Consider the following 20,561-nt stretch of genomic DNA (forward strand, 5'->3'; position numbering starts at 1 on the left):
CATGCCCAAGGTCGAACACCAGAACGCCACCGTACTTTCCGACGAGGAACTGCGCACCCTGGACATGCACTGGAGGGCCGCCAACTACCTGTCCGCCGGGCAGATCTACCTGATGGCCAACCCCCTGCTGCGCGAACCCCTGAAGCCGGAGCACATCAAGCCGCGGCTGCTGGGCCACTGGGGCACCTCGCCCGGCCTCAACCTCGTCTACACCCACCTCAACCGGGTCATCAAGGCCCGCGGCATCGACGCCCTGTGCATCTGGGGCCCCGGGCACGGCGGACCGTCGGTGGTGGCCAACTCCTGGCTGGAGGGCACCTACAGCCAGACCTATCCCGACGTCGGCCGGGACGAGGCCGGCATGGGACGCCTGTTCCGGCAGTTCTCCTTCCCCGGCGGAGTGCCGAGCCACGTGGCACCGGAGACCCCCGGCTCCATCCACGAGGGCGGCGAGCTGGGCTACTCGCTCTCGCACGCCTACGGCGCGGCCCTCGACAACCCGGACCTGCTGGTCGCCTGCGTGGTCGGCGACGGCGAGGCGGAGACCGGGCCGCTGGCCGCGTCCTGGCACTCCAACAAGTTCCTCGACCCCGTCCACGACGGGGCCGTCCTGCCGATCCTCCACCTCAACGGCTACAAGATCGCCAACCCGACCGTGCTCTCCCGCCTCCCCGAGCACGAACTCGACGAGCTGCTGCGCGGCTACGGACACTCGCCCATCCACGTCAGCGGCGACGACCCGGCCACCGTCCACCGGGCGATGGCCGAGGCCATGGACACCGCCCTGGACCGCATCGCCCTGCTCCAGCAGTCGGCCCGCGAGGACGGAGTGGCGGAGCGCGCGCACTGGCCCGTCATCGTCCTGCGCACCCCCAAGGGCTGGACCGGCCCCGCCGAGGTCGACGGCGTTCCGGTCGAGGGCACCTGGCGCGCCCATCAGGTCCCGCTGGCCGGTGTCCGCGAGAACCCGGACCACCTGCGGCAGCTGGAGCAGTGGCTGCTCTCCTACCGCCCCGAGGAGCTCTTCGACGCCGACGGCCGTCCCGTCGCCGACGCCCTCGCCTGCGTACCCGAGGGCACGCACCGCCTCGGTGCCACCCCGCACGCCAACGGCGGCCTGCTCGTACGGGATCTGCCCGTCCCGTCCCTCGACGACTTCGCCGTACCCGTCGACAAGCCGGGCAGCACGCTGCACGAGCCCACCCGCGTCCTCGGTGACCTCCTCGAAAAGGTCATGGAGGACACCTCGGCGCGCCGCGACTTCCGCGTCGTGGGCCCCGACGAGACCGCCTCCAACCGGCTCCAGGCCGTCTTCGACGCCAGCGGCAAGGCCTGGCAGGCCCAGCACCTCCCGGTCGACGAACACCTCGACCGGCACGGCCGCGTGATGGAGATCCTCTCCGAACACACCTGCCAGGGCTGGCTGGAGGGCTACCTCCTCACCGGCAGGCACGGACTGTTCTCCTGCTACGAGGCCTTCGTGCACATCGTCGACTCGATGGTCAACCAGCACATCAAGTGGCTGCGCACATCACGGCAGTTGCCGTGGCGCGCCCCGATCGCCTCCCTCAACTACCTGCTCACCTCGCATGTGTGGCGCCAGGACCACAACGGCTTCTCCCACCAGGACCCCGGCTTCGTCGACCACGTCCTCAACAAGAGCCCCGAGGTCGTACGGGTCTACCTGCCGCCGGACGCCAACACGCTGCTGTCGGTCGCCGACCACGCGCTGCGCAGCCGGGACTACGTGAACGTGATCGTGGCCGGGAAGCAGCCCTGCTTCGACTGGCTGTCGATGGACCAGGCCCGCGCCCACTGCGCGCGCGGAGCCGGCATCTGGGAGTGGGCCGGCACCGAGAACGGCGGCGAGCCCGATGTCGTCCTCGCCTGCGCGGGCGACGTCCCCACCCAGGAGATCCTCGCCGCCGCCCAGCTGCTCCGCCGCCACCTGCCCGAACTCGCGGTCCGCGTGGTCAACGTCGTCGACATGGCCCGGCTGATGCCGCGCGAGGAACACCCGCACGGCATGAGCGACTTCGAGTACGACGGCCTGTTCACCCAGGACAAGCCGGTGATCTTCGCCTACCACGGCTACCCCTGGCTGATCCACCGCCTCGCCTACCGGCGCACCGGCCACCGGAACCTGCACGTGCGCGGCTACAAGGAGTCCGGCACCACGACCACGCCGTTCGACATGGTCGTCCGCAACGACCTGGACCGCTACCGGCTGGTCATGGACGTGATCGACCGGGTGCCGGGTCTCGCGGTGCGCGCCGCGGCCGTACGCCAGCGCATGGAGGACGCGCGCCAGCGCCACCACGACTGGATCCGCGAGCACGGCACCGACCTGCCGGAGGTCGCGGACTGGACGTGGAACGGCTGAGCCGGCGCTGACGGGGCCGTCGGGGCGGGTCGCCGAACCTGCCCCGACGGCCCTTCGACGGGGACCGGTCGGCCCATGTGCGCCCCGCCGGCGTGACCGACGCTGAAGGCAGGCGATGTCCACCGGTGACGACCGCAGCGTCGGCCCGGCGCAGGAGGAGGCGCAGCCATGACCACCGCGACCACACCCCGCATGACCAGGAACCTCCCCGCCGTCTACCGGGGACGGCTGATGAGCCTGGCGCACGACGTGCGCTACCCGCCGGACACCCGCCTGTTCAACGAGGGCGGCCGGGCGGACCACTTCTGGATCGTCGACTCGGGCGCCGTCGCGCTCGACATGCGCGTACCCGGACGCCGCGCCGCCGTGATCGACAGCGTGGGCGCCGGTGAGCTCCTCGGCTGGTCCTGGCTGTACACCCCGCACTCGTGGCGGTTCGGCGCCCGCACGGTGGGGCCGGTGCGGGCCCACGAGTTCGACGCCGCGGCCGTCCGGCGGATGTGCGAGGACGACCCCGAGATGGGGCGCGCGATCGCCCTGTGGGTCGGCGAAGCCGTGGCCCGCAGGCTGAACGCGGCCCGGACCCGGCTGCTGGACCTGTACGCCCCCTACGGCAGCGGCGCCCGGGGCTGACCGGGTCCGTCGCACGGCCGTCCGGCCCCGGACCATGCCTGGTCGGCCTCTGCGCAGCCGCCCGCGCACGTGAGACATTCGAGGTGAGAGGCGAGGGGGTGTGACCCCATGACGCGGACGCGTGCCACCCGGGTGAAGAAGGTGCCGCTGTGGCGATGGCGGCACAATCCCCTGCGGCGCAGCAGCGACCGCGTGGAGGCCTGGATCGTGCTCGCCGCCTGGTTCGTGGCCCTGGTGGGCGGCCTGCTCGCCGGCGTGGCGGCGGACGCCGGGATGGCGGACAGCCTCGCCGCACGGCGCGCGTCCGTGCACACCGTGTCGGCCGTGCTCACCGGGAACGCGCCCAAGAGCGCGACCGTGACGACGGCCGGCGGCAGCGGTGACACGGTGTGGGCGAAGGTGCGCTGGAGTGGCGCCGACGGATCCACACACACCGGCATGGCGAGGGTCGCGACGGGCAGCACGGCGGGAACGTCGGTCAAGGTCTGGGTCGACACCCGCAACCGCCTGGTGACCAGCCCGCCCACCGCCCTGGAGGCGAGGCTGCAGTCGGCGCTCGCCGGTGTGCTGGTCGCGTTCGGCACCGGCGGCGCGGCGGCGGGCTGCGCCTGCTTGGCACGCTTCCGGCTGGACCGGCGGCGGATGCGGGCCTGGGAGGCGGAGTGGAAGCGGGTCGGCCCCCAGTGGCGCAAGAAGATGAACGGCTGACCCGGCCGGAAGAGGGGGCTCACTGGAAGATCGCGTGCACCTCGTCCTCCGTGGCGCTGTGCGAGACCACCAGGACCTCGTCGCCCTCCCGCAGCTCCAGCTCCGGCGTGGGGGCCAGCGGCTCGCCGGCACGGACGACCGTGGCGACGACCAGTCCCGGCGGCACGGCCACCTCGGCCAGCGCGTGACCGGCGGCCTGGGAATGCGCGCCGATGGTCGTCTCGATCACGTTGACACCCGCCTTGCTCAGCCGCAGCAGGGCCACCGTGTCGCTGGCGCTGGTCGCCTCCTCGATGAGGGAGACGAGCGGCGCGGCGGCCGGTACGGCGGCGTCGACGCCCCAGTGATGGGTGAACAGCCAGGCGTTCTCCTCGTCGTTGACGCGTGCGATGACCCGGGGGACCTTGAACTGGCGTTTGGCGAGCAGGCTGACGACCAGGTTGTCCTCGTCCTCGCCGGTGGCGGCCACCACCAGGTCGGCGGCGTGGGCGCCCGCGTCCTCCAGGACCGCGGGCTCGCAGGCGTCACCGATGCGCAGAACCGCGGGGACATTGCCCTGGAGCGCGGCGACCCGGTCGTCGTCCTGGTCCACGAGCGTGACCTGGTTGCGGGCGCCGCCGAGGACCTCGGCGATCTGGGTACCGAGGCGCCCGGCCCCGGCGACGATGACCTTCATGTGCCGAGCTCCTTGTCCAGGAAGCCGCGCAGCCGGCCGAGGGCGTCGGCGGCGACGGCGAACGTGATCAGGTCGTCCGCTTCCGCGGGCGTGTGGGCTGTGGGCAGGAACGACCGTCCGCCGCGGGTGACCTCGACGACCCGGATCTCGCCGTCGACCTCCAGATCGCCCATCCGCCGGCCGGTGAGGTAGGCGGGCAGCCGGGAGCGCAGCAGCATCGTCTCGCCGTTGCCGAAGTCCAGTTCCGGGGTGAGATGGCGGTGCAGCAGCATCTGGTGGAGCTGGTGCACCGTCCAGCGCACGCTGGCGATCGTCGGGATGCCGAGGTCGCGGTAGATGTCGGCGCGCCTCGGGTCGTAGATGCGGGCCAGCACGATCGGCACCCGGTACGTCTCCTTCGCCGTGCGGGCGCTGACGATGTTGGTGTTGTCGCCGGAGGTGACGGCGACGAAGGCGTCGGCGAGTCCGACGCCCGCGGATTCGAGCAGCGTGCGGCTGAAGCCGTTGCCGTGCAGCACCTGTCCGCGGAAGCCCTCCGGCAGCAGTCGCCGGGTCCTGGGGTCGCGGTCGATGACGCGTACGTCGTGGCCTTCGTTGACCAGCTGGACGGCGAGCGCGGAACCGACCCGGCCGCAGCCCACCACGATGACCCTCATGGCGCAGCCTCCTTCTCTTCCGGGGCGGGGACCGGGGCACGGCGCACCCACCACTTGCGGGCCTCCTCCGCGGCCAATAGCAGGACGCCGAAGCCGGTGAGGACGGCCCAGTCGACGGCGGACAGGGCCGCGGTGTTGAACACGTCCTGCAGCACGGGCACGTAGCTGATGGCCGCCATCAGTCCGATGCCGAAGCAACCGGCCGCGATCAGCCGGGGGTTGGAGAACAGTCCGAGGCCGAACACGCTCTGCCGGTCCGTGCGCACCGCCAGCGCGTTGAAGAACTGGCTCACCACGATCGCGGCCTGGGTGAGTGTGATGGCCTTGCGGTAGGCGGGGTCGGAGCTGGTGAAGTCGTCGTACGGGATCCCCGAGGCGTGGATCTGCCAGAAGAACACCGTGCACACGCCGATCGACTGCACGGTTCCCAGGAAGAGGAAGCGGCGGACGAGTTCGGCGGAGAAGAGCCGTTCGCGGCGGGAGCGGGGCGGGCGGTCCATGGTGTCCGGCTCGGGCGGTTCGGCGCCCAGCGCCAGCGCGGGCAGTACGTCGGAGCCGAGGTCGATGGCGAGGATCTGCACGGCGGTCAGGGGCACCAGCGGGAAGCCGGCGAACGCGGCCGCGAGGATCGGGGTGAGTTCGGCGATGTTGTGGCTGAACAGGTAGGCGAGGAACTTGCGGATGTTGCGGTAGACGGACCGGCCCAGTTCCACGGCCGCGGTGATGGAGGCGAACGAGTCGTCGAGGAGCACCATCTCGGACGCCTCGCGGGCGACGTCGGTGCCGGTGGCACCCATGGACACGCCGATGTCGGCATGTTTGAGCGCGGGCGCGTCGTTGGCGCCGTCACCGGTGACCGCCACCACCTCGCCGCGCGCCTGCAGCGCCGCCACGACCCGCATCTTGTGCTCGGGGCTGACCCGGCACAGCAGCAGCTGCCCGGGCCGGGCGAGCAGCCCGTCGAGCGCAGCATCGTCCAGAGAGTCCAGCCCGGGGCCGGTCACCACGGTGGGGGAGGGCCCGGTCACTATGCCGACGCGCCGGGCGATCGCCTCGGCCGTGAGCGGGTGGTCGCCGGTCAGCATCACGATCCGGATTCCGGCCCGGTGGCAGGCCCGCACCGCCTCGGCGACCTCGGGCCGGGGCGGGTCGAGCATGCCGATCAGACCGAGGAACGTCAGGTCCGACTCGGCCTGCTCCGCCGTGCCGGGACGTTCCCCGACGGGACGCACGGCGACGCCCAGCACGCGCAGCCCCCGGCCGGCCATGGTGTCGTCGGCCGCGACGACCGCGTCCCGGAGCCGGGGGCCGAGCTCCTGGTCGGTCCCGTCGAAGCGGATGCGGGTGCACCGCGCGAGGACCTCCTGCGGGGCGCCCTTGACGCACAGGACGTCGCCGTCGGCCGTCCGGTTGACGGTGCTCATCAGCTTGCGTACCGGGTCGAAGGGGAACTCGCCGACCCGTGGCGACGCCTCCTTCTCCGCGGCCGTGTGCAGTCCCGTCTTGGCCGCGGCGACGAGGATCGCGCCCTCCGTGGTGTCGCCGAGCACCCGCCAGCCGTCGGCCGCCGCCGGGGGCACCAGCCGGGCGTCCGTGCACAGCACCGCACTGAGCAGCAGGTCGCGCAGGTCCTGCGCGTCGGACACCTCGCCGACCGGGGCGTATCCCACGCCGGACACCTCGTGCCAGCCGCCGCCGCTCCAGATCCGGGTGACCGTCATCTCGGCCTGGGTGAGGGTGCCGGTCTTGTCGGTGCACACGACGGTGGTGGAGCCCAGGGCCTCGACCGCCAGCAGCTTCTTGACCAGGGCCCGACGGCGGGCCATCCGCCGTACGCCGATGGCCAGCGACACCGACAGGGTCGCCGGCAGTCCCTCGGGCACCAGCGCGACCATCACCCCGAGCGCGAACACGAAGGCCGACACCAGCGGCTGCCCCGTCTGCAGGCGCAGCGCGAACATGCCCGCGCCGATCGCCACGGCCAGGGCCGCGACGCGCCGCGCCATGACGGCGACCTCGCGCTGCAGCGGCGTCTTCTGGCGTGGGGCCTCGTCGGTGAGCCGGAAGATCCTGCCGAACTCCGTCGCCGCGCCGGTGGCGTACACGACGGCCTTGCCCGATCCGGACACCACGGTCGTGCCCATGAAGACGCAGTTGCGGGACTCCAGGGCGGTGTCCGTGGCGGTCGGCTCGGCGACCCGGGCGACGGCCGAACTCTCCCCGGTCAGCGGTGCGTTGTTCACGGACAGGCCGTGCGCCTCGACGACCCGGCAGTCCGCGGACACGGCGTCACCGGCCTCCAGGGCGACGAGATCTCCCGGTACCAGGTCACCGGACGGCAGCTCCAGACGTTCCCCGTCCCGCAGCACCCGGCAGGTGTGCGGCACCATGGCCTGCAGTGTCTGGGCGGTGCGCTCGGCCGAGTACTCCTGAACGAAGCCGATCACCGCGTTGAGCACGACCACGCCCAGGATCGCGAAGGCGAGCTGGAGGTTGCCGACGTCCCGCGGATCCTGCAGGGCGTAGGCGAGGAAGGTCAGCGCCGACGCCGCGATCAGGACGAGAGCGAAGAGGTCGGTGAACTGGGCCAGGAAGCGCCGCCACACTCCCTTGCGGCGCGGGCGGGGCAGCTCATTGGGGCCGTACGTCTCCTGCCGGGCACGCGCCTCGCCGGCGGACAGTCCGTGCGGCGAACCGCCGAACGCCGTGAACACCTCGTCGGCGCGCAGCCGCTGAACCGGCGGTGCCGGCTCGCCGGCGGACGGGACCGCTCCCGTGGCCTGTGCGGTACGGCCGTTCGGTGCTTCGTCACCTCGGCGGGCACCGCCATGGGCCGTCCGGCCCGCATCCGTGGTCACGGTTCCTGCGGCTCCAGTCCGATGTCGATCCGCGGTGGCAGGCGCAGTGTGTTGTGCACCGTGCAGTGCGAGGCGACGGCGAGCAGGGCGGCGTGGCGCTGGGCGGACAGGGCCGGCGGGGGAGTGATCGTCAAACGCAACGAGTCGACGCGGGCCGGCGGTTCGGCGGCCATCGTGAACTCCGTGTGCACCCGCAGCCCGTGCCGGGGCAGGCCGTGCCGCTTGAGGTAGCGGCCCGCGTAGAAGGCGACGCAGGTGGCCAGGGACGCGGCGAAGAGCTCGACGGGTGTGGGCGCGACGTCCGTGCCGCCCGCCTCCATGGGCTGGTCGACCAGCAGCCGGTGGCCGCGGATGTCGACGTCGTACGCGTCGCCGTGCACGTGGGTCACGTCGAGGCCGTGCACGTCCGGGGCGGATGTCCCGGGTGGGCTGACGATCTCCGGTGCCGTGTGGGTCATGACCCGGCCTCCCCTGGTCGGCGTCGACTGCGGTCGATGGGCGGTGGAAGGAAAGTGGCATGGGAAAAGGACGGGACCGGGCGTCAGACCGCCCTGAGGTGGTCCACCACGTCGAGGACGTCCGGAATACGCGCCACCGCCTCGGTCAGGCGTGGCACCAGGTCTGCGGCCAGAGGGCCGGTGAGGGTGACGACACCGTTGCGGACCTGTACGTGCACGCGCTCGGGGTCGATCGCCGGCTCGTCCCTCAGCACGTGGGAGACGATCTCCGCGCGGATGGCGCCGTCGTCCCGGACCAGGGCGTGCAGCAGTTCGCTGCGGCTGACGACGCCCACGAGCCGGTCCTTGTGATCGGTCACGTACACCTGCCTGATCCGGGACCGCGCGGCGGTACGGGCCGCCTCGACGACCGGCGTCCAGGGGTGAACGGTCAGCGCGGGTGCCGACATCAGTGAGGCGGCCGTACCCCCGGCGTCCCCGGTCGGCTGCCGGCGGCCGAGCAGCTTGCCCAGGGTGCCGGTGCGTTCCTCGGCGGAGGCGAGCGCGGCCGCCCGGGCCAGGAGGTCGGACTCCGCGACCACGCCGACGACCCGGTCGAAGGCGTCCACCACGGGAAGGGCACCGGTCTGCTCACGGGCCAGCCTGCGCGCGACGTCCACGAAAGGCATGTCGGGAGGAACACCGGCCGCGGACCGCTTGGTGATGTGGCTGACCTGAAGGTCGGCGACGGTCGCCGGACGGGCGTCGGCATGCCGGGTGCGACCGCTCGCAGGCCGTCCCACTGGGGGCGACTCGGTGGCGGCGGCCTGCGCGTCGTGCGAGGCCATGGCCTGCAGGTAGCGCACCATCATGTTCTGCCGGAAGTCCTCGGCCGGCTTCCTGGCGGTGGTGGGCACCGCATGGCGTGCCTCCACCGATGCGGCGGTGGCTTGCCGGGCCTCACGGTCAGTCATGGCAACCTCCCATGCTCCGCGCGGAACGCGCCTCCTACCCACACCATCCCGCCCGCTCCGCCGGCCGGGACAGGGCCGCCCGGCCCCTTCCGCAGGTCGACCGGCCCCGGTCGTGTGCGGGTGAGCAGGGGATCAGTAGGGGAGGGGTCGTCCCGACGGCGTGCGCAGGTCCTGGGGCTCCGGCCGGCGCGGAGGCCTGGGGCGGCGTTCTTCCTGTATCCGCTTCATGACCGCGCCTCCGCCCGGTGGTCCGCGGGGTGCCGGTGGTTCCGGCAGCGCCCGCACGGAGAAGCCTCGTCGGGGACGGCACGGTCGGCCATGGGACGAACGCCCCGGACCAGGGGTCGGTTCGGGACCGACATCGGGGTCGATCGACCCACCGGCAGCAGGGGGCCGGGCTTCCTTCCGGCCACGTCGGGCGCTAGGCGGCACCGCTTCGGATCCGGTCCGGCGCCTGCGCGGTCTCCGACGGCACCTCGCCCGGGTCGGAAGCGGGCACCATGACCACGGGCACCGCGGAGCGGCGCAGGCACTCGCGGCCCACCGGGCCCACCGCCGGCAGCTCCCACTGGCTGTGGGGCGCGCGGCCGAGGGCGAGCAGCAGCGCCCCGCGCGCCCGCTGCAGCAGAACCCGCACGGGCGGTCCCTCCACGAGCAGGGCACGTACGCGGGGATCGACGCGCGCGCCGAAGGCCGCGCGCACGGTCGTCGCAAGGAGCTCGGCGGCCCGTTCGCGCTGCTCCGCCGTGGTGGGCCGCTCGGACACCGGGGCGTAGGGGGCGAAGGCCGCGGCAGGTTCCCAGGCGTGCACGGCCACGACCTGCGTGTCCAGTACGTGTGCCTGCTCCACGGCCCAGCGCAGTGCGGCGCGTGACGCCTTGGAGCCGTCGACACCCACGACGATGACCCTGGAGCCGGTGTGTTCGGTCATGGTGGCCTCCCCGGACGGACTCTGGTTCCAGGGTTCCGCCGCCGGGCGCGGGGCGCGTGGGCCGAGTGGCACCCTGCTCGTGACCAACGGCCCCTGCCCGGTGCGGGACGGACGTCCGTCCCCATGGCGTCGGCCCCGCCTGTTCACAGCTTGCGCAGCCAGCTCTCGGACGTTGCCTGCAGGGCCCGTTCGGTGCGCCGCAGACGCGTGTCGTCGAACCGGTAGGTCAGCCGGTCGGCGACCGCGACGACGCCGTCGATCCGCTCCGTCATGCCGAGTGCGACGGACTTCTCGCTGCGCCGCTCCAGCCTGCCCGTGAGCGTGACGACGCCGTCCCGCACGGAGACCCGGACGATGTGCGGCGTCAGCAGCAGCGTCTTCACGAAGACCTCCTGCTGGACGTCGCGCCGGATCTGGTCGTCGGTGCGCAGGAAGGCACCCAGCAGGTCGTGGCGGGTGACGATGCCGACGAGCCCGTTCTCCTCGTCCACCACGGGCAACCGCTCGACTCCGTGGCGGAGCATGGTCCGGGCGGCCTCGGCAGACGTGGCATCGGTATGGACGGTCACCGCGGGCGTGGACATCAGTTCGCCCGCGGTGCGCGCACGGATCTTCGTGCCGACGTGCCTGACACCGAGGCTCATCCGGGCGAACCGGCCGCCGAGGAACCCGTCGCCCGCCGGCCGCCGGGACTGGTGCAGCATGAGATCCGTCTCGGAGACGACCCCGAGGACCCGGCCGTCCGCATCGGTCACCGGGAGCCCGCTGACGCGGTGCCTGCCGAGCAGCCGGGCGACCTCCTTGAACGGGGTGTCCGGGCGCACGGTGACGACGTCCCGGACCATGAGGGCGCCGATCTTCGTGGGCTTCATCGCTGTTCCTCCTTCGCCGCGGATGGTGAAGCCGGCGGTCGGCGGCACGCGTACCGGCGTCAGCCGGACACCGCGCAGCCCGCACCTTCCCTCCCGGCTCCAGCTCCAGCGTCCGCCCGGAGCGTGCCCCGTCACAGGTGCTGACCGGGCAGGACGCCGGGCCGGTCGGCCCTCGCGCCAAGCGGCCCGCGGGCGGGTCAGGTAGGCGGCCGGGTCGTCGCCGTGAGCCAGGACACGGCGCGGCTGATGTCGGCGAGCGTGACGATCCCGACGAGGCGCCCGGCGTCGAGCACGAGGGCCCGCCGCTCCGCGCTCGCCTCAAGGCGCGGGAGGAGGCCCACGACCGCTTCGTCGGGTGCCGCGGTCGTGACATCCACGAGCGGGCGCATCACGTCGGCGATCGTCGTCGACGCGCGGGCCTGCGGGGCGACCCGGTCGAGGAGCCTGACCGTGACCAGGCCGACCGGTGCACCGTCCGGTGCCAGCACGGGGAACGCCGAGTGGCGGTACGTGCCGAATGGGCCCTCGGCGAGGAAACCGGCGACGGTCTTCGTGGCCGCGACCGTGATCGGGCCGTGGGTCATCACCCGCCGCACGGGCAGCCCCGCCAGGAGAGCCGCCAGTTCGGCGTGCCGGGTCTCCTCGGTGGCGGCGGTGATCAGGAACCAGCCGACCAACGCCGGCCACAGCCCCGACACATCGGCTCCGAAGAGCACGGCCGCGAAGCCGGCGATCACCATGAACCAGCCCAGGGCCCGGCCCGCCGCGGAGGCGCTGCGTGTGGCCCGGACCGCATCGCCCGTGCGGTGCCACAGGAACGCCCGCAACAGGCGTCCGCCGTCCAGCGGAGCGGCGGGAACGGCGTTGAACACCGCCAGCACGATGTTGATCGCGGCCAGCCATCCGACCGCCTCCACGACCAGTCCTGAGGCGCCGAACACGTCCAGTCCCACGGCCAGGCCGGCGAACGCGGCGCCCAGCACGGCACTGGTCAGCGGCCCCACGCCGGCGATGCGCAGCTCCACTCCCGGGCTGGGCGCCTCACTGCGCAGCCGTGCGACGCCGCCGAGCATCCACAGGGTGATGCCGTCGACCCGGACGCCGTTGCGCTGGGCGACGACGGCATGCGCGAGTTCGTGGGCCGGCAGGGAGGCGAGGAAGACCAGTGCCGTGAGCAGTGCGAGGGATCAGTAGGCCCTGGAGGAACGGCCCACCGGCGATCCGCCCCAGCGGCAGGGTCTCCTTCACGGCAGCCCTCCGGTCAGTCGGGGGTGTCCAGACACTGCGCGGCGAGTTCCCTCATCCGCAGCTCCTTGGCCCGCAGCCGCCGGCCCTCCGCGTGCCATCGGGCGCGCGCCCAGGGACGCCAGTGGGACGGCTCACGGTGCGCCCAGTCGCGCAGGGCGATGACGGTGCACGCGTCCTCGACCACCAGCACCATCACAGTGGGCAGTCGCAGCGCCGCCTCCACGCCCACGGTGCGCCGGGCGCAGGACAGGTGCAGAACGGTCGAGGGGTACCTGGACGACCGTCGTGAGGGAACCGTGCTCATGGGCCACCTCCGCAACTCCTGGATGCCGCCGCCCTCCGCCCCCCCGGGCGTGGGTACACGGACATCCTGAGCACGCCTCGGCCGCACCCGGCATGGGCCGACCGGTCCTCCTGACGGCCGACAGGGCCCTGCCCCGTCAACCGTCGGCGCGGATACCGGAGATCAGCTGCGACTCCAATCGGACTGGATGCGTGGAACTCGGACCGCCCTCGCGGGCCGGCGCGGTGCTCGTCGCACTGGTCGGCATCGGTCGGTCACGCCCCGGGGCTGGTCGTCAGGCGGTGGCGCAGGGCCAGTGACGCGCAGGTCAGGAGCGCGACCGCGAAAGCCGTGAGGACGGTCAGTTCCCGTGCGACCGACGACAGGTCGCCGTCGCGGGACAGCAGCGTCGTCCACGCGTCGACCGCCCAGGCCTGCGGTACCGCGTGCCCCGCGGTGCGCAGCCAGCCCGGCACCAGGGCCAGCGGCCACATGCACCCGCCGAGCATGCCGAGCCCGATCCCGAGCGCGGGACCGATGGCGTGCACCTGTTCCGGCGTACGGAACAGCGCGCCCGCCAGCACCCCTGCCCCGGTGCCGACCAGCGCCCACACGGTGACCAGGACACCGGCGGCCAACGGATCGCCCCAGGCGACGTCGAAGGCCAGCGCGCCAATGCCCACGATCAGCAGGGACTGCAGCAGCGCGAGCAGGAGATACGCGATCGTCTCGCCGGCCACGAGGGCGCGGGCCGGGACCGGTGCCGCGAGCGCCCGCGCGTACACCCCGGTCCGCCGCGTCTGCACGATGGCGGCACCGCCCGCCAGGGCGTTGATGAACACGAACAGCACCAGCATGGTCGGGGTGCTGTAGCTGTAGCCCAACGGCAGGTAGTCGCTCTGTCCGTTGACGGTCTCGGCCCGCACGGCGACCGGGGAGGAAGCCCGTTCCGCGCCGCGGGCGAGAGCGAGGTTGCCGTCGAAGGTCCCGCCGCTCTGCCCGGTGGCGAAGCGGGCGGCCTGCAGACGCCCGGCGTGGTCGGCCACCACGGCGGACACCGAGGAAACGGCGGCGTGCCCCGCGCTGCCCGAGGGCTCCACCAGGACCCGGACCGTGACGGACCGCCCGGCCCGTACGCTCTCGTCGAGGCCGGCCGGCATCAGGATCACCGCGTCCAGTTCGGCGCGGCGCAGCGCGGTGCGCGCGTCGGCGGCGTCGGCGTACGAACGGGTGCGCAGCCCCGGCGCCTTCGCCAGATCCGCCGCCAGCTCCTGGGCCACCGGCCCGGACCGGGGATCCGGCACGAGACCCACCCGGAACTGGTCGAAGCCGCGCACGGTGACGCCGATGACGACGATGATCGCGACCGGGAGCAGCACCATGAAGAACAGGGCGGTCCGGTCGCGCAGGACACGGGTCAGGGTCGCGCGGGTGACGGCGAGAGCGGTCATGGTGTCCTCCTCAGCCGGAGCAGCACGGCCGTCACCGCGGCCACGACCGCCGAGAAGGCGGCGATGCCGAGCAGCGGCGCGCCCACCGCGTCCCAGCCGCGCACCCCGGTGCCCAGGTCGGTGAAGCCGCGCAGCGCCCAGCCGTTGGGCGTGAACTGCGCGAGCCGCCGGATCAGCGGTGTGGTGCCGGACGCGAACACGAAGTTGCCGCCGAGCAGGGCGAGCGCGAAGACCAGGATCGACGCCAGTCCCTGGGCCTGCTGTTCGGTTCGCACGAGTGCGATGACCAGCGCGGTCAGACACACCACGCACACCGCCATGGCCACGCTGAGCACGGCGACCCCGAGCGGATCGGCCCAGCGGGCACCGAAGGCGAGCCAGGACACGAGCGTGACCGTGGCGAGCCCCGCCAGGCTGTAGACGAATGTCGACACGGACTTCCCGATCAGCAGCGCACCCCGTCCGACGGGAGCGGCCGCGATCCGGTCGAGGGTGCCCTGCTGCTGCTCGACGAAGTAGCTGCGCGCGCCGAAGCCCACGGTGAACAGCACGAAGAACATGCCCATGCTGGGACCGAAGTAGCTGATGACCTTCAGCGGGTCGTCGGGCAGGCCTTGCGCCCGGACCTGTTCGGGCAGCCGCAGCAGGGCGGCCTTCGCCGCGAGGCGTGAGACGTCCCGCTCGGGGGTGCCCGCGGCCACGGCCGTGGTGACGGACAACCGGTCGGCGTTGACCTGGGCGACGTACGACTCGGTGACGGCGCGGGCGAGTTGGGCCTGCAGGCCGTAGTCGACGCTGTCCAGGACCTTCACCGGTGCGGCGGCGCCGCCGTGCAGCGAGGCGGTGAACCCCGCGGGCACGACGACGGCGGCGTGCACGTCGGCCGCGTCGACCGCCCGCCGGGCGGCGGCTTCGGTGCCGTACGACCGCACATGGACCGTGCCCCTGAGTTCGGGGCTCTTCAGAACCTGGGTGAGGCCTGCCGCGGCCGGGCCCCGGTCCAGGTCCACGACCGCGATGTCCGCGCGGAACTCGTCGTTGTTGTTGAAGGCGAGGGCCATCAGCGCGGAGATCAGCACGGGCGCCAGGAACACGATCACCCAGGCCGACCGGTCCCGCATCCGCTGCCTCAGGTCCTTGGCGGCGATGGCGAGTACGGCACCCACGGCGGCTCACTCCCTCAGGGCGGTGCCCGTCAGATGGAGGAACACCGCCTCCAGGTCGGGCTCGTCGATCTCCACACTGCGGATGTCGACGCCCTGCTCGTGCGCGAGGTCGAGCAGGTCCGGCAGCAGGCTCCGCGCGTCCTTGACGACCAGCTCGACCACGTCGCCGTGGTCGCCGCCGCGGGCCAGGCCCTCCACGCGTGGCAGGCGGCGGCAGGCCTCCGCGTAGCCGGACAGTCCACCGGCCGCCGTGAGCCGGATACGGTCGCGCTCGGCCACCAGCCGCACCAGCTCGCGCGGGCTGCCCTCGGCGACCAGCCGGCCGCGGTCGATGATGCCGACCCGGTCGCACAGCCGCTCGGCCTCCTCCATGTAGTGCGTGGTGTAGAGGACGGCCATGCCCTCTTCACCGAACCGGTTGACGCTCTCCAGGATCGCGTGCCGGCTCTGCGGATCGACGCCCACCGTCGGCTCGTCCAGCACCAGCAGGGTCGGCGAATGCACCAGTCCCGCACCGATGTTGAGGCGCCGGCGCATACCGCCGGACAGCGAGTCGACGCGGTCACCGGCCCGCGCGGTCAGGTCGATGAGGTCCAGTACCTCGTCCACGCGGCGGTCGAGCCGTCGGCGCGGGAGCCGGTAGAGCCGTCCGAAGAAGCGGAGGTTCTCCCGGACACTGAGGTCCGGGTAGAGCGCCACGTCCTGCGGGACGAAGCCGATCAGCTGCTTGGCGGGCCCGGCCGCGGTGCTCACCGGACGGTCCGCCACGCGGACGGTTCCGGCGTCGGGGCGCAGCAGCCCGCAGACCATCCGGATCGTCGTCGTCTTGCCCGCGCCGTTGGGGCCGAGCAGACCGTAGGTCTCGCCCGGCGCGATGCGCAGACTCACGTCGTCGACGGCGACGCGCTCGCCGAACCGCCGGGCGAGACGGGCGCAGTCGAGAACCGGCCGTACGGTGTCCGGGCTTCCCGGAGGATCGGTCATGGCGTCTCCTTGTCGGCGCGGTCCGCTCAGGGCACGAGGGAGAAGTAGCTCTCCTCCTCCTGCGTGAAGTGCAGCCGCAGCACGGTGTGCAGGCCGTAGAGACAGGCCCGCAGGTCGTCGAGCTGGTCCTGGGCCAGGGCCCCGTCACGGTCCGCGAGGGCCAGGTGGGTGGCGACGCGCCGGGCGAGCCGCTCGATCTCCGCGTGCGCGCGGCTCATGGTGACCGTTGCCTCGGGACCGCCGAGCGTCGGGGCGAGCGCGGGATACAACTGGTGCTCCTCCGCGTACTCGTGCGGCAGCAGGCGCTCGGTGAGCAGCCGGTGCACCTCGCGCACCGCGGCCAGCGACTGCGGCCCCACACCGTCGGCCAGTCGGTCGGCGGCGTCGCGTACGGCGTCCAGGACGTCCTGGAGGTCACCGTGTTCGGCGGCGAAGCGGCGGAGGAGAGCCTCCGTCGAGGGCGGCAGCGCGGGCCGGCCCTGCCCGTCGTCGTGCAGCACCCGCAGCGCGTTGAGGATCACCGCGACGTCGATCCCCTCCTGCAGCAGCGCGCCGGCGGCCGGCGGCAGCAGACCGAAGGCGGCCGCGACCATCGCGGCCAGCGACAGCACCATGCCGCCGAGCGCGCTCTGCACGGCGATGCGCCGGGCCCGTACGGCGATGGCGACCGCGTCGGCAAGCCGGTCCACGCGGTCGGTGGTCAGCACGATGTCGGCGGCCTCCGAGGAGGCCGTGGACCCCCGGGCGCCCATGGCCACGCCGATGTCCGCGGCCGCGAGCGCGGGAGCGTCGTTGACGCCGTCGCCCACCATCACGGTGACCGCGCGCTCGCGCTCGGCGCGCACCGCGGCGACCTTGTCGGCGGGGGTGAGACCGGCCCGCACGTCGTCGAGGCCGAGGACGGCGCCCACCTCGCGCGCGGGTTCGGCACGGTCGCCGGTGAGCATCACGAGCCGCTCGATACCCGCGCCGCGCAGGCGGCGCAGGGTGCGTGGCGCGTCCGGGCGCGGGGGATCCCACAGGAGCACGGCACCGACGGGGCTGCCGTCCACGCCGAGCCAGGCCACCGCCGCTCCGTCGAGGAGCGCCCGGTTGTCCACCGACCGCGCCCAGTCCGGGAGTCGTACGTCTTCCGGGAGGCGGCCGATCGTCATACGACGCCCGGCGACCGTGCCGGCCGCACCCCGGCCGGGCTCCTCCGACACGTCCGAGGGCACGGACAGGCGAAGCCCCCGCTCGTGGGCCGCGTCGACCACGGCGCGGGCCAGGACGTGCGGGGAGTACTGGTCGAGCGATGCCGCCAGCCGCAGCACCTGCGTCGGCTGCCAGCGCGGTGCGGCGATGACGTCGAGGACCCGGGGACGCCCGCCGGTGAGCGTGCCCGTCTTGTCCAGCAGCAGCGTCCGCGCCCGGCCCAGATTCTCCAGCGCCCCTCCGTCGCGGATCACCGCGCCGAGCCGGGAGGCCCGGGACAGACCCGAGACGACGGCCACCGGTGCCGCCAGCAGCAGCGGACACGGAGTGGCCACCACCAGGACCGCCACCGCACGTACCGCGGAACCGCTCGCGAGCCAGGCCAGAGCGGCGACCGCCAGGGACAGCGGCAGGAACCAGGCCGCGTACCGGTCGGCCAGCCGCACCACGGGCGCCGACTCGGCGCCCGCCTGCCGGGCCAGCCGTACGATCCCCGCGTACGTGCTGTCCTGCTCGGTCGCGGTGGCGCGCAGCTCGAAGGCGTCGCCCGCGTTGACCACTCCGCTGCGCACCGACTCGCCCCGCGCGCGGCGCACGGCGAGCGGCTCGCCCGTGAGCGCGGACTCGTCCAGCACCGCCGGTGTCCGGGCCACCCGGCCGTCGACGGGCACGACCTCGCCGGGCCCCACGACGAGCAGGTCGCCGGCGGCGACCTCGGACGCGGGGACCGTGGTCACCCGCGCGTCGGTGAGCAGCCGGGCGGTGCGGGGCGCGCGCTCCAGCAGGGCTCGCAGATCGCGGGAGGCGCGCCGCTGCGCCGCCGCCTCGAGGGTGCGGCCAGTGGCGAGCATCAGCGCGATGAGGGCGCCGGCCAGGTACTCGCGCACGGCCAGCGTGCCGCCGAGCGCCAGGACGGCGATCACGTCGACGCCCGCCCGGCCGCGCCGGAGGGCGTCGAGCACCCAGCCGACCGCCGGGACCACGGTGGCGACCGTGCCCAGACCCCAGCACAGGTCGGCCAGGTCCGGGGCGCCGGCGAGCCGGCAGGCGCCGCCCGCGACGAGCGCGGCGGTGGTCACGGACAGCAGCACGGATTCGGGCGTCGGCGGCACGAACAGCGCCCTGCACAGCCTGCGCAACTGCCCTGCCGCGGTGACATGATCCATGACGTGCCTCGCTCGGGTGGCCGGTAGGGCTCAGTCGTGGGGAACGACGGCGACGGGGCACGGGGCGTGGTGCAGCGCCGCGTGCGTGACGGGACCGAGCCTCCAGCTCAGCGGCGACGGGTGCCGCCTACGGCCGACGACGGTGAGCATGCTGTGGCTGGAAGCGGCGAGCAGTACCTGCGCCGCGGGACCCCGGGCCACATGGTCCACGACGTCGACGGCGGGGAACTTCTGCCGCCACGGCGCGAGGGCGGCCTCGAGCCTGCCGTGCTCGTCCGTCTCGTACCCCTCGTCGGAACGGTGGATGGGCGGATGCGTCACGAGCGAGCTCAGTGGCAGCGCCCGGACCGCGCGCACCCGGGCCCGGCGCAGCTCGGCGGCGGTGAACGCGAACTCCAGCAGCGGGTCGGTGGCCGGTCCGGCCTCCCGGACGCCGACGACGATCTCCTGGAGGTCGGCCGCGGCCGGGCGACCCCAGCCGGCCTCCACCGCGGGATCGTCCGCCCGGACGGTGACGGCCGGGCACCGGGCCAGGCCGAGGACGTGCAGACTGATCGAACCGAGCAGGAAGCCGGCCACCGAACCGTGGCCGCGGGAGCCCAGCACCAGGAGCGCGGCGTTGTCGCTCGCGTCCAGCAGGGACTGTGCGGCGGGGACCGAGACGAGCTCCGTGATGACGGAGAGGCCCTTGTAGCGGTGCAGCAGTTCGGCCTCCGTCCGCTGGAGCACCTGTCCTCCGTGGCGCTGCTTGCCGAGGGCTTCCTTGGCCATCGGCACGTCGAGCGGCTGGGTCGTCCAGGAGTGCAGCAGCAGGACGGGCACGTGCCGGGCCATGGCCTCGCGCGCCGCCCACCATGCGGCCGTCACGCTCGCGGCTGAGCCGTCGAGACCGACGACGACGGGTCCGGTCATGGCACACCTCCGGTGTCGGCGCGACGCATGCCGCGCAAGGTGCCTCCCACCTCCAGGCTCGCCGCCCCACGAGCGGCGAGGGAGGGCCGGACGGTGCCGCGTTGGGCCCGTACGGCCCACTGCGCAGGCATGTTCGCGGGGCGGACGCTGGGTGCCGTCAGGGGAGGCGGGGCCGTCCCCGCCGATGAGGGCGGGCACGGTCCCGCCGCGCGATGCCGCCCTGGCCCCCCTCGTGAGGAGGGGCCCGCCAGGAGCAGGCCGGAGACAGGAGGACCGCCGTGAACGGGCCGGTTGTGGTGGGAGTCGACGGATCGTGGGCGAGCCTGGCCGCGGTGCAGACCGCGGCACTGGAGGCCGAGCGACGAGGAACGGGGCTGCGCCTGGCGCACGCCCTCGCGTGGTCGTCGGCGCGCGTGCCGGCCGGGGTGCCGCCGTGGGACCCGGACGGCGCCGGACGACGCGACCTCGTCGGCCGCCCGCTGGACGAGGCCGAGCGGTGGGCCCGGAAGGTCGCCCCGGAGGTGACCGTCACCGGTGACGTGCTGATGGGCGATCCCGGCCGCGTGCTGGAGTCCGAGTCACGCACCGCGTCACTCGCCGTGGTGGCCGGCCGGCGGGCGACCGGGATCGCGGGCCGGCTGACCGGCCATGGCCGCTGCCCGCTGCTCGTGGTGCGGGGGCGGGCACAGCGGCACGGCTGCGTCGTACTGGCGGACGCCGCTTCGGAGGACGCCGCCGAGTTCGCCTTCGCGGAGGCGGCGGTGCGCAACGTGGACCTGGTGGTGCTGCACGCGCGTGCCCGCGGGGCACTGGCGGGGTTGCGGAAGAAGTACCCCGGCGTCACCGTCCACGACCGGCGTCTGCGGCGCCGTACCGGACGAGCGCTCGTCGAAGCCAGCGACGGTGCCCAGCTGGTCGTGATCGCGGCCCACCACCGGGCCGCGGAACTGCTGCCGGGCTGGGCCGGGCGCACGCTGATGAGCCGCGCCCACTGCCCCGTCGCCGTGGTCCCGGCCGGGAAGGCCTGAC

At 73.6% G+C, this 20,561-nt stretch carries 18 protein-coding genes; 4 read left to right on the top strand and 14 right to left on the bottom strand.

Features of this window, described 5'->3' with window-relative positions; genetic code table 11:
• Nucleotide 1 precedes the first annotated feature (1 nt).
• The 3 genes from MQP27_RS44845 to MQP27_RS44855 all read left to right on the top strand — a co-directional run bounded on the left by MQP27_RS44845 (nt 2) and on the right by MQP27_RS44855 (nt 3,724).
• A complete protein-coding gene (locus MQP27_RS44845; RefSeq protein ID WP_242776640.1) occupies nt 2-2,383 on the top strand; it encodes a phosphoketolase family protein in 2,382 nt (793 codons plus the stop codon).
• A gap of 168 nt (nt 2,384-2,551) precedes the next feature.
• Nucleotides 2,552-3,016, top strand: coding sequence for a Crp/Fnr family transcriptional regulator (locus MQP27_RS44850; RefSeq protein WP_242776642.1), 465 nt, complete (start codon nt 2,552-2,554; stop codon nt 3,014-3,016).
• A gap of 108 nt (nt 3,017-3,124) precedes the next feature.
• Nucleotides 3,125-3,724, top strand: coding sequence for an Rv1733c family protein (locus MQP27_RS44855; protein ID WP_242776644.1), 600 nt, complete (start codon nt 3,125-3,127; stop codon nt 3,722-3,724).
• A gap of 19 nt (nt 3,725-3,743) precedes the next feature.
• On the opposite strand, the gene MQP27_RS44860 is transcribed toward MQP27_RS44855, so the two are convergent.
• The 14 genes from MQP27_RS44860 to MQP27_RS44925 form a co-directional block, all read right to left on the bottom strand.
• Nucleotides 3,744-4,400 carry a potassium channel family protein gene (locus tag MQP27_RS44860; RefSeq protein WP_242776645.1) on the bottom strand — a complete coding sequence of 219 codons (657 nt, stop codon included), beginning with the start codon at nt 4,398-4,400 and terminating at the stop codon, nt 3,744-3,746.
• Nucleotides 4,397-5,056: a potassium channel family protein gene (locus tag MQP27_RS44865; RefSeq protein WP_242776647.1), complete on the bottom strand. Its 660-nt coding sequence runs from the start codon at nt 5,054-5,056 to the stop codon at nt 4,397-4,399. Before MQP27_RS44865 ends, MQP27_RS44860 begins: the two co-directional genes overlap by 4 nt.
• Nucleotides 5,053-7,914, bottom strand: coding sequence for a cation-translocating P-type ATPase (locus tag MQP27_RS44870; RefSeq protein ID WP_242776649.1), 2,862 nt, complete (start codon nt 7,912-7,914; stop codon nt 5,053-5,055). Before MQP27_RS44870 ends, MQP27_RS44865 begins: the two co-directional genes overlap by 4 nt.
• Nucleotides 7,911-8,372, bottom strand: coding sequence for an OsmC family protein (locus MQP27_RS44875; RefSeq protein ID WP_242776651.1), 462 nt, complete (start codon nt 8,370-8,372; stop codon nt 7,911-7,913). The genes MQP27_RS44870 and MQP27_RS44875 overlap by 4 nt, the downstream gene beginning before the upstream one ends.
• Nucleotides 8,373-8,455: 83 nt before the next feature.
• Nucleotides 8,456-9,325 carry a CBS domain-containing protein gene (locus tag MQP27_RS44880; protein WP_242776653.1) on the bottom strand — a complete coding sequence of 290 codons (870 nt, stop codon included), beginning with the start codon at nt 9,323-9,325 and terminating at the stop codon, nt 8,456-8,458.
• Nucleotides 9,326-9,746: 421 nt separating this feature from the next.
• Entirely contained in the window at nt 9,747-10,256 is a 510-nt protein-coding gene (locus MQP27_RS44885; protein WP_242776655.1) for a universal stress protein, read from the bottom strand.
• A gap of 143 nt (nt 10,257-10,399) precedes the next feature.
• Nucleotides 10,400-11,128, bottom strand: a complete 729-nt coding sequence (locus MQP27_RS44890; protein ID WP_242776657.1) for a CBS domain-containing protein — start codon at nt 11,126-11,128, stop codon at nt 10,400-10,402.
• A gap of 197 nt (nt 11,129-11,325) precedes the next feature.
• Nucleotides 11,326-12,306, bottom strand: a complete 981-nt coding sequence (locus MQP27_RS44895; protein WP_308290087.1) for a site-2 protease family protein — start codon at nt 12,304-12,306, stop codon at nt 11,326-11,328.
• Between the two features lie 83 nt (nt 12,307-12,389).
• Nucleotides 12,390-12,680 (bottom strand): hypothetical protein, encoded by a 291-nt coding sequence (locus MQP27_RS44900; protein ID WP_242776661.1) that lies wholly within the window; start codon nt 12,678-12,680, stop codon nt 12,390-12,392.
• A gap of 254 nt (nt 12,681-12,934) precedes the next feature.
• Complete coding sequence (locus tag MQP27_RS44905; RefSeq protein WP_242776663.1) at nt 12,935-14,110, bottom strand: ABC transporter permease; 1,176 nt, start codon at nt 14,108-14,110, stop codon at nt 12,935-12,937.
• A complete protein-coding gene (locus tag MQP27_RS44910; RefSeq protein WP_242776665.1) occupies nt 14,107-15,276 on the bottom strand; it encodes an ABC transporter permease in 1,170 nt (389 codons plus the stop codon). Before MQP27_RS44910 ends, MQP27_RS44905 begins: the two co-directional genes overlap by 4 nt.
• Before the next feature lie 6 nt (nt 15,277-15,282).
• The gene (locus MQP27_RS44915; RefSeq protein ID WP_242776667.1) at nt 15,283-16,260 is read right to left on the bottom strand and encodes an ABC transporter ATP-binding protein; all 978 of its coding nucleotides are present in this window, start codon (nt 16,258-16,260) and stop codon (nt 15,283-15,285) included.
• 26 nt (nt 16,261-16,286) lie between these two features.
• The gene (locus MQP27_RS44920) at nt 16,287-18,620 is read right to left on the bottom strand and encodes a heavy metal translocating P-type ATPase (protein ID WP_242776669.1); all 2,334 of its coding nucleotides are present in this window, start codon (nt 18,618-18,620) and stop codon (nt 16,287-16,289) included.
• Nucleotides 18,621-18,650: 30 nt separating this feature from the next.
• A complete protein-coding gene (locus MQP27_RS44925; RefSeq protein ID WP_242776671.1) occupies nt 18,651-19,532 on the bottom strand; it encodes a universal stress protein in 882 nt (293 codons plus the stop codon).
• A gap of 278 nt (nt 19,533-19,810) precedes the next feature.
• Here MQP27_RS44925 and MQP27_RS44930 point away from each other — a divergent pair, with 278 nt between their 5' ends.
• Nucleotides 19,811-20,560 (top strand): universal stress protein, encoded by a 750-nt coding sequence (locus tag MQP27_RS44930; protein ID WP_242776673.1) that lies wholly within the window; start codon nt 19,811-19,813, stop codon nt 20,558-20,560.
• Nucleotide 20,561: the final 1 nt, after the last annotated feature.

Origin of the sequence: Streptomyces cylindrosporus, from assembly GCF_022698165.1 — a bacterium.
Lineage (GTDB): Bacteria > Actinomycetota > Actinomycetes > Streptomycetales > Streptomycetaceae > Streptomyces > Streptomyces cylindrosporus.

Bases quoted from the DNA above. Each gene is read 5' to 3' on its own strand.
- MQP27_RS44845 (WP_242776640.1), top strand. From the start codon at position 2: ATGCCCAAGGTCGAACACCAGAACGCCACCGTACTTTCCGACGAGGAA.
- MQP27_RS44850 (WP_242776642.1), top strand. From the start codon at position 2,552: ATGACCACCGCGACCACACCCCGCATGACCAGGAACCTCCCCGCCGTC.
- MQP27_RS44855 (WP_242776644.1), top strand. From the start codon at position 3,125: ATGACGCGGACGCGTGCCACCCGGGTGAAGAAGGTGCCGCTGTGGCGA.
- MQP27_RS44860 (WP_242776645.1), bottom strand. From the start codon at position 4,400: ATGAAGGTCATCGTCGCCGGGGCCGGGCGCCTCGGTACCCAGATCGCC.
- MQP27_RS44865 (WP_242776647.1), bottom strand. From the start codon at position 5,056: ATGAGGGTCATCGTGGTGGGCTGCGGCCGGGTCGGTTCCGCGCTCGCC.
- MQP27_RS44875 (WP_242776651.1), bottom strand. From the start codon at position 8,372: ATGACCCACACGGCACCGGAGATCGTCAGCCCACCCGGGACATCCGCC.
- MQP27_RS44880 (WP_242776653.1), bottom strand. From the start codon at position 9,325: ATGACTGACCGTGAGGCCCGGCAAGCCACCGCCGCATCGGTGGAGGCA.
- MQP27_RS44885 (WP_242776655.1), bottom strand. From the start codon at position 10,256: ATGACCGAACACACCGGCTCCAGGGTCATCGTCGTGGGTGTCGACGGC.
- MQP27_RS44890 (WP_242776657.1), bottom strand. From the start codon at position 11,128: ATGAAGCCCACGAAGATCGGCGCCCTCATGGTCCGGGACGTCGTCACC.
- MQP27_RS44900 (WP_242776661.1), bottom strand. From the start codon at position 12,680: ATGAGCACGGTTCCCTCACGACGGTCGTCCAGGTACCCCTCGACCGTT.
- MQP27_RS44905 (WP_242776663.1), bottom strand. From the start codon at position 14,110: ATGACCGCTCTCGCCGTCACCCGCGCGACCCTGACCCGTGTCCTGCGC.
- MQP27_RS44915 (WP_242776667.1), bottom strand. From the start codon at position 16,260: ATGACCGATCCTCCGGGAAGCCCGGACACCGTACGGCCGGTTCTCGAC.
- MQP27_RS44920 (WP_242776669.1), bottom strand. From the start codon at position 18,620: ATGGATCATGTCACCGCGGCAGGGCAGTTGCGCAGGCTGTGCAGGGCG.
- MQP27_RS44925 (WP_242776671.1), bottom strand. From the start codon at position 19,532: ATGACCGGACCCGTCGTCGTCGGTCTCGACGGCTCAGCCGCGAGCGTG.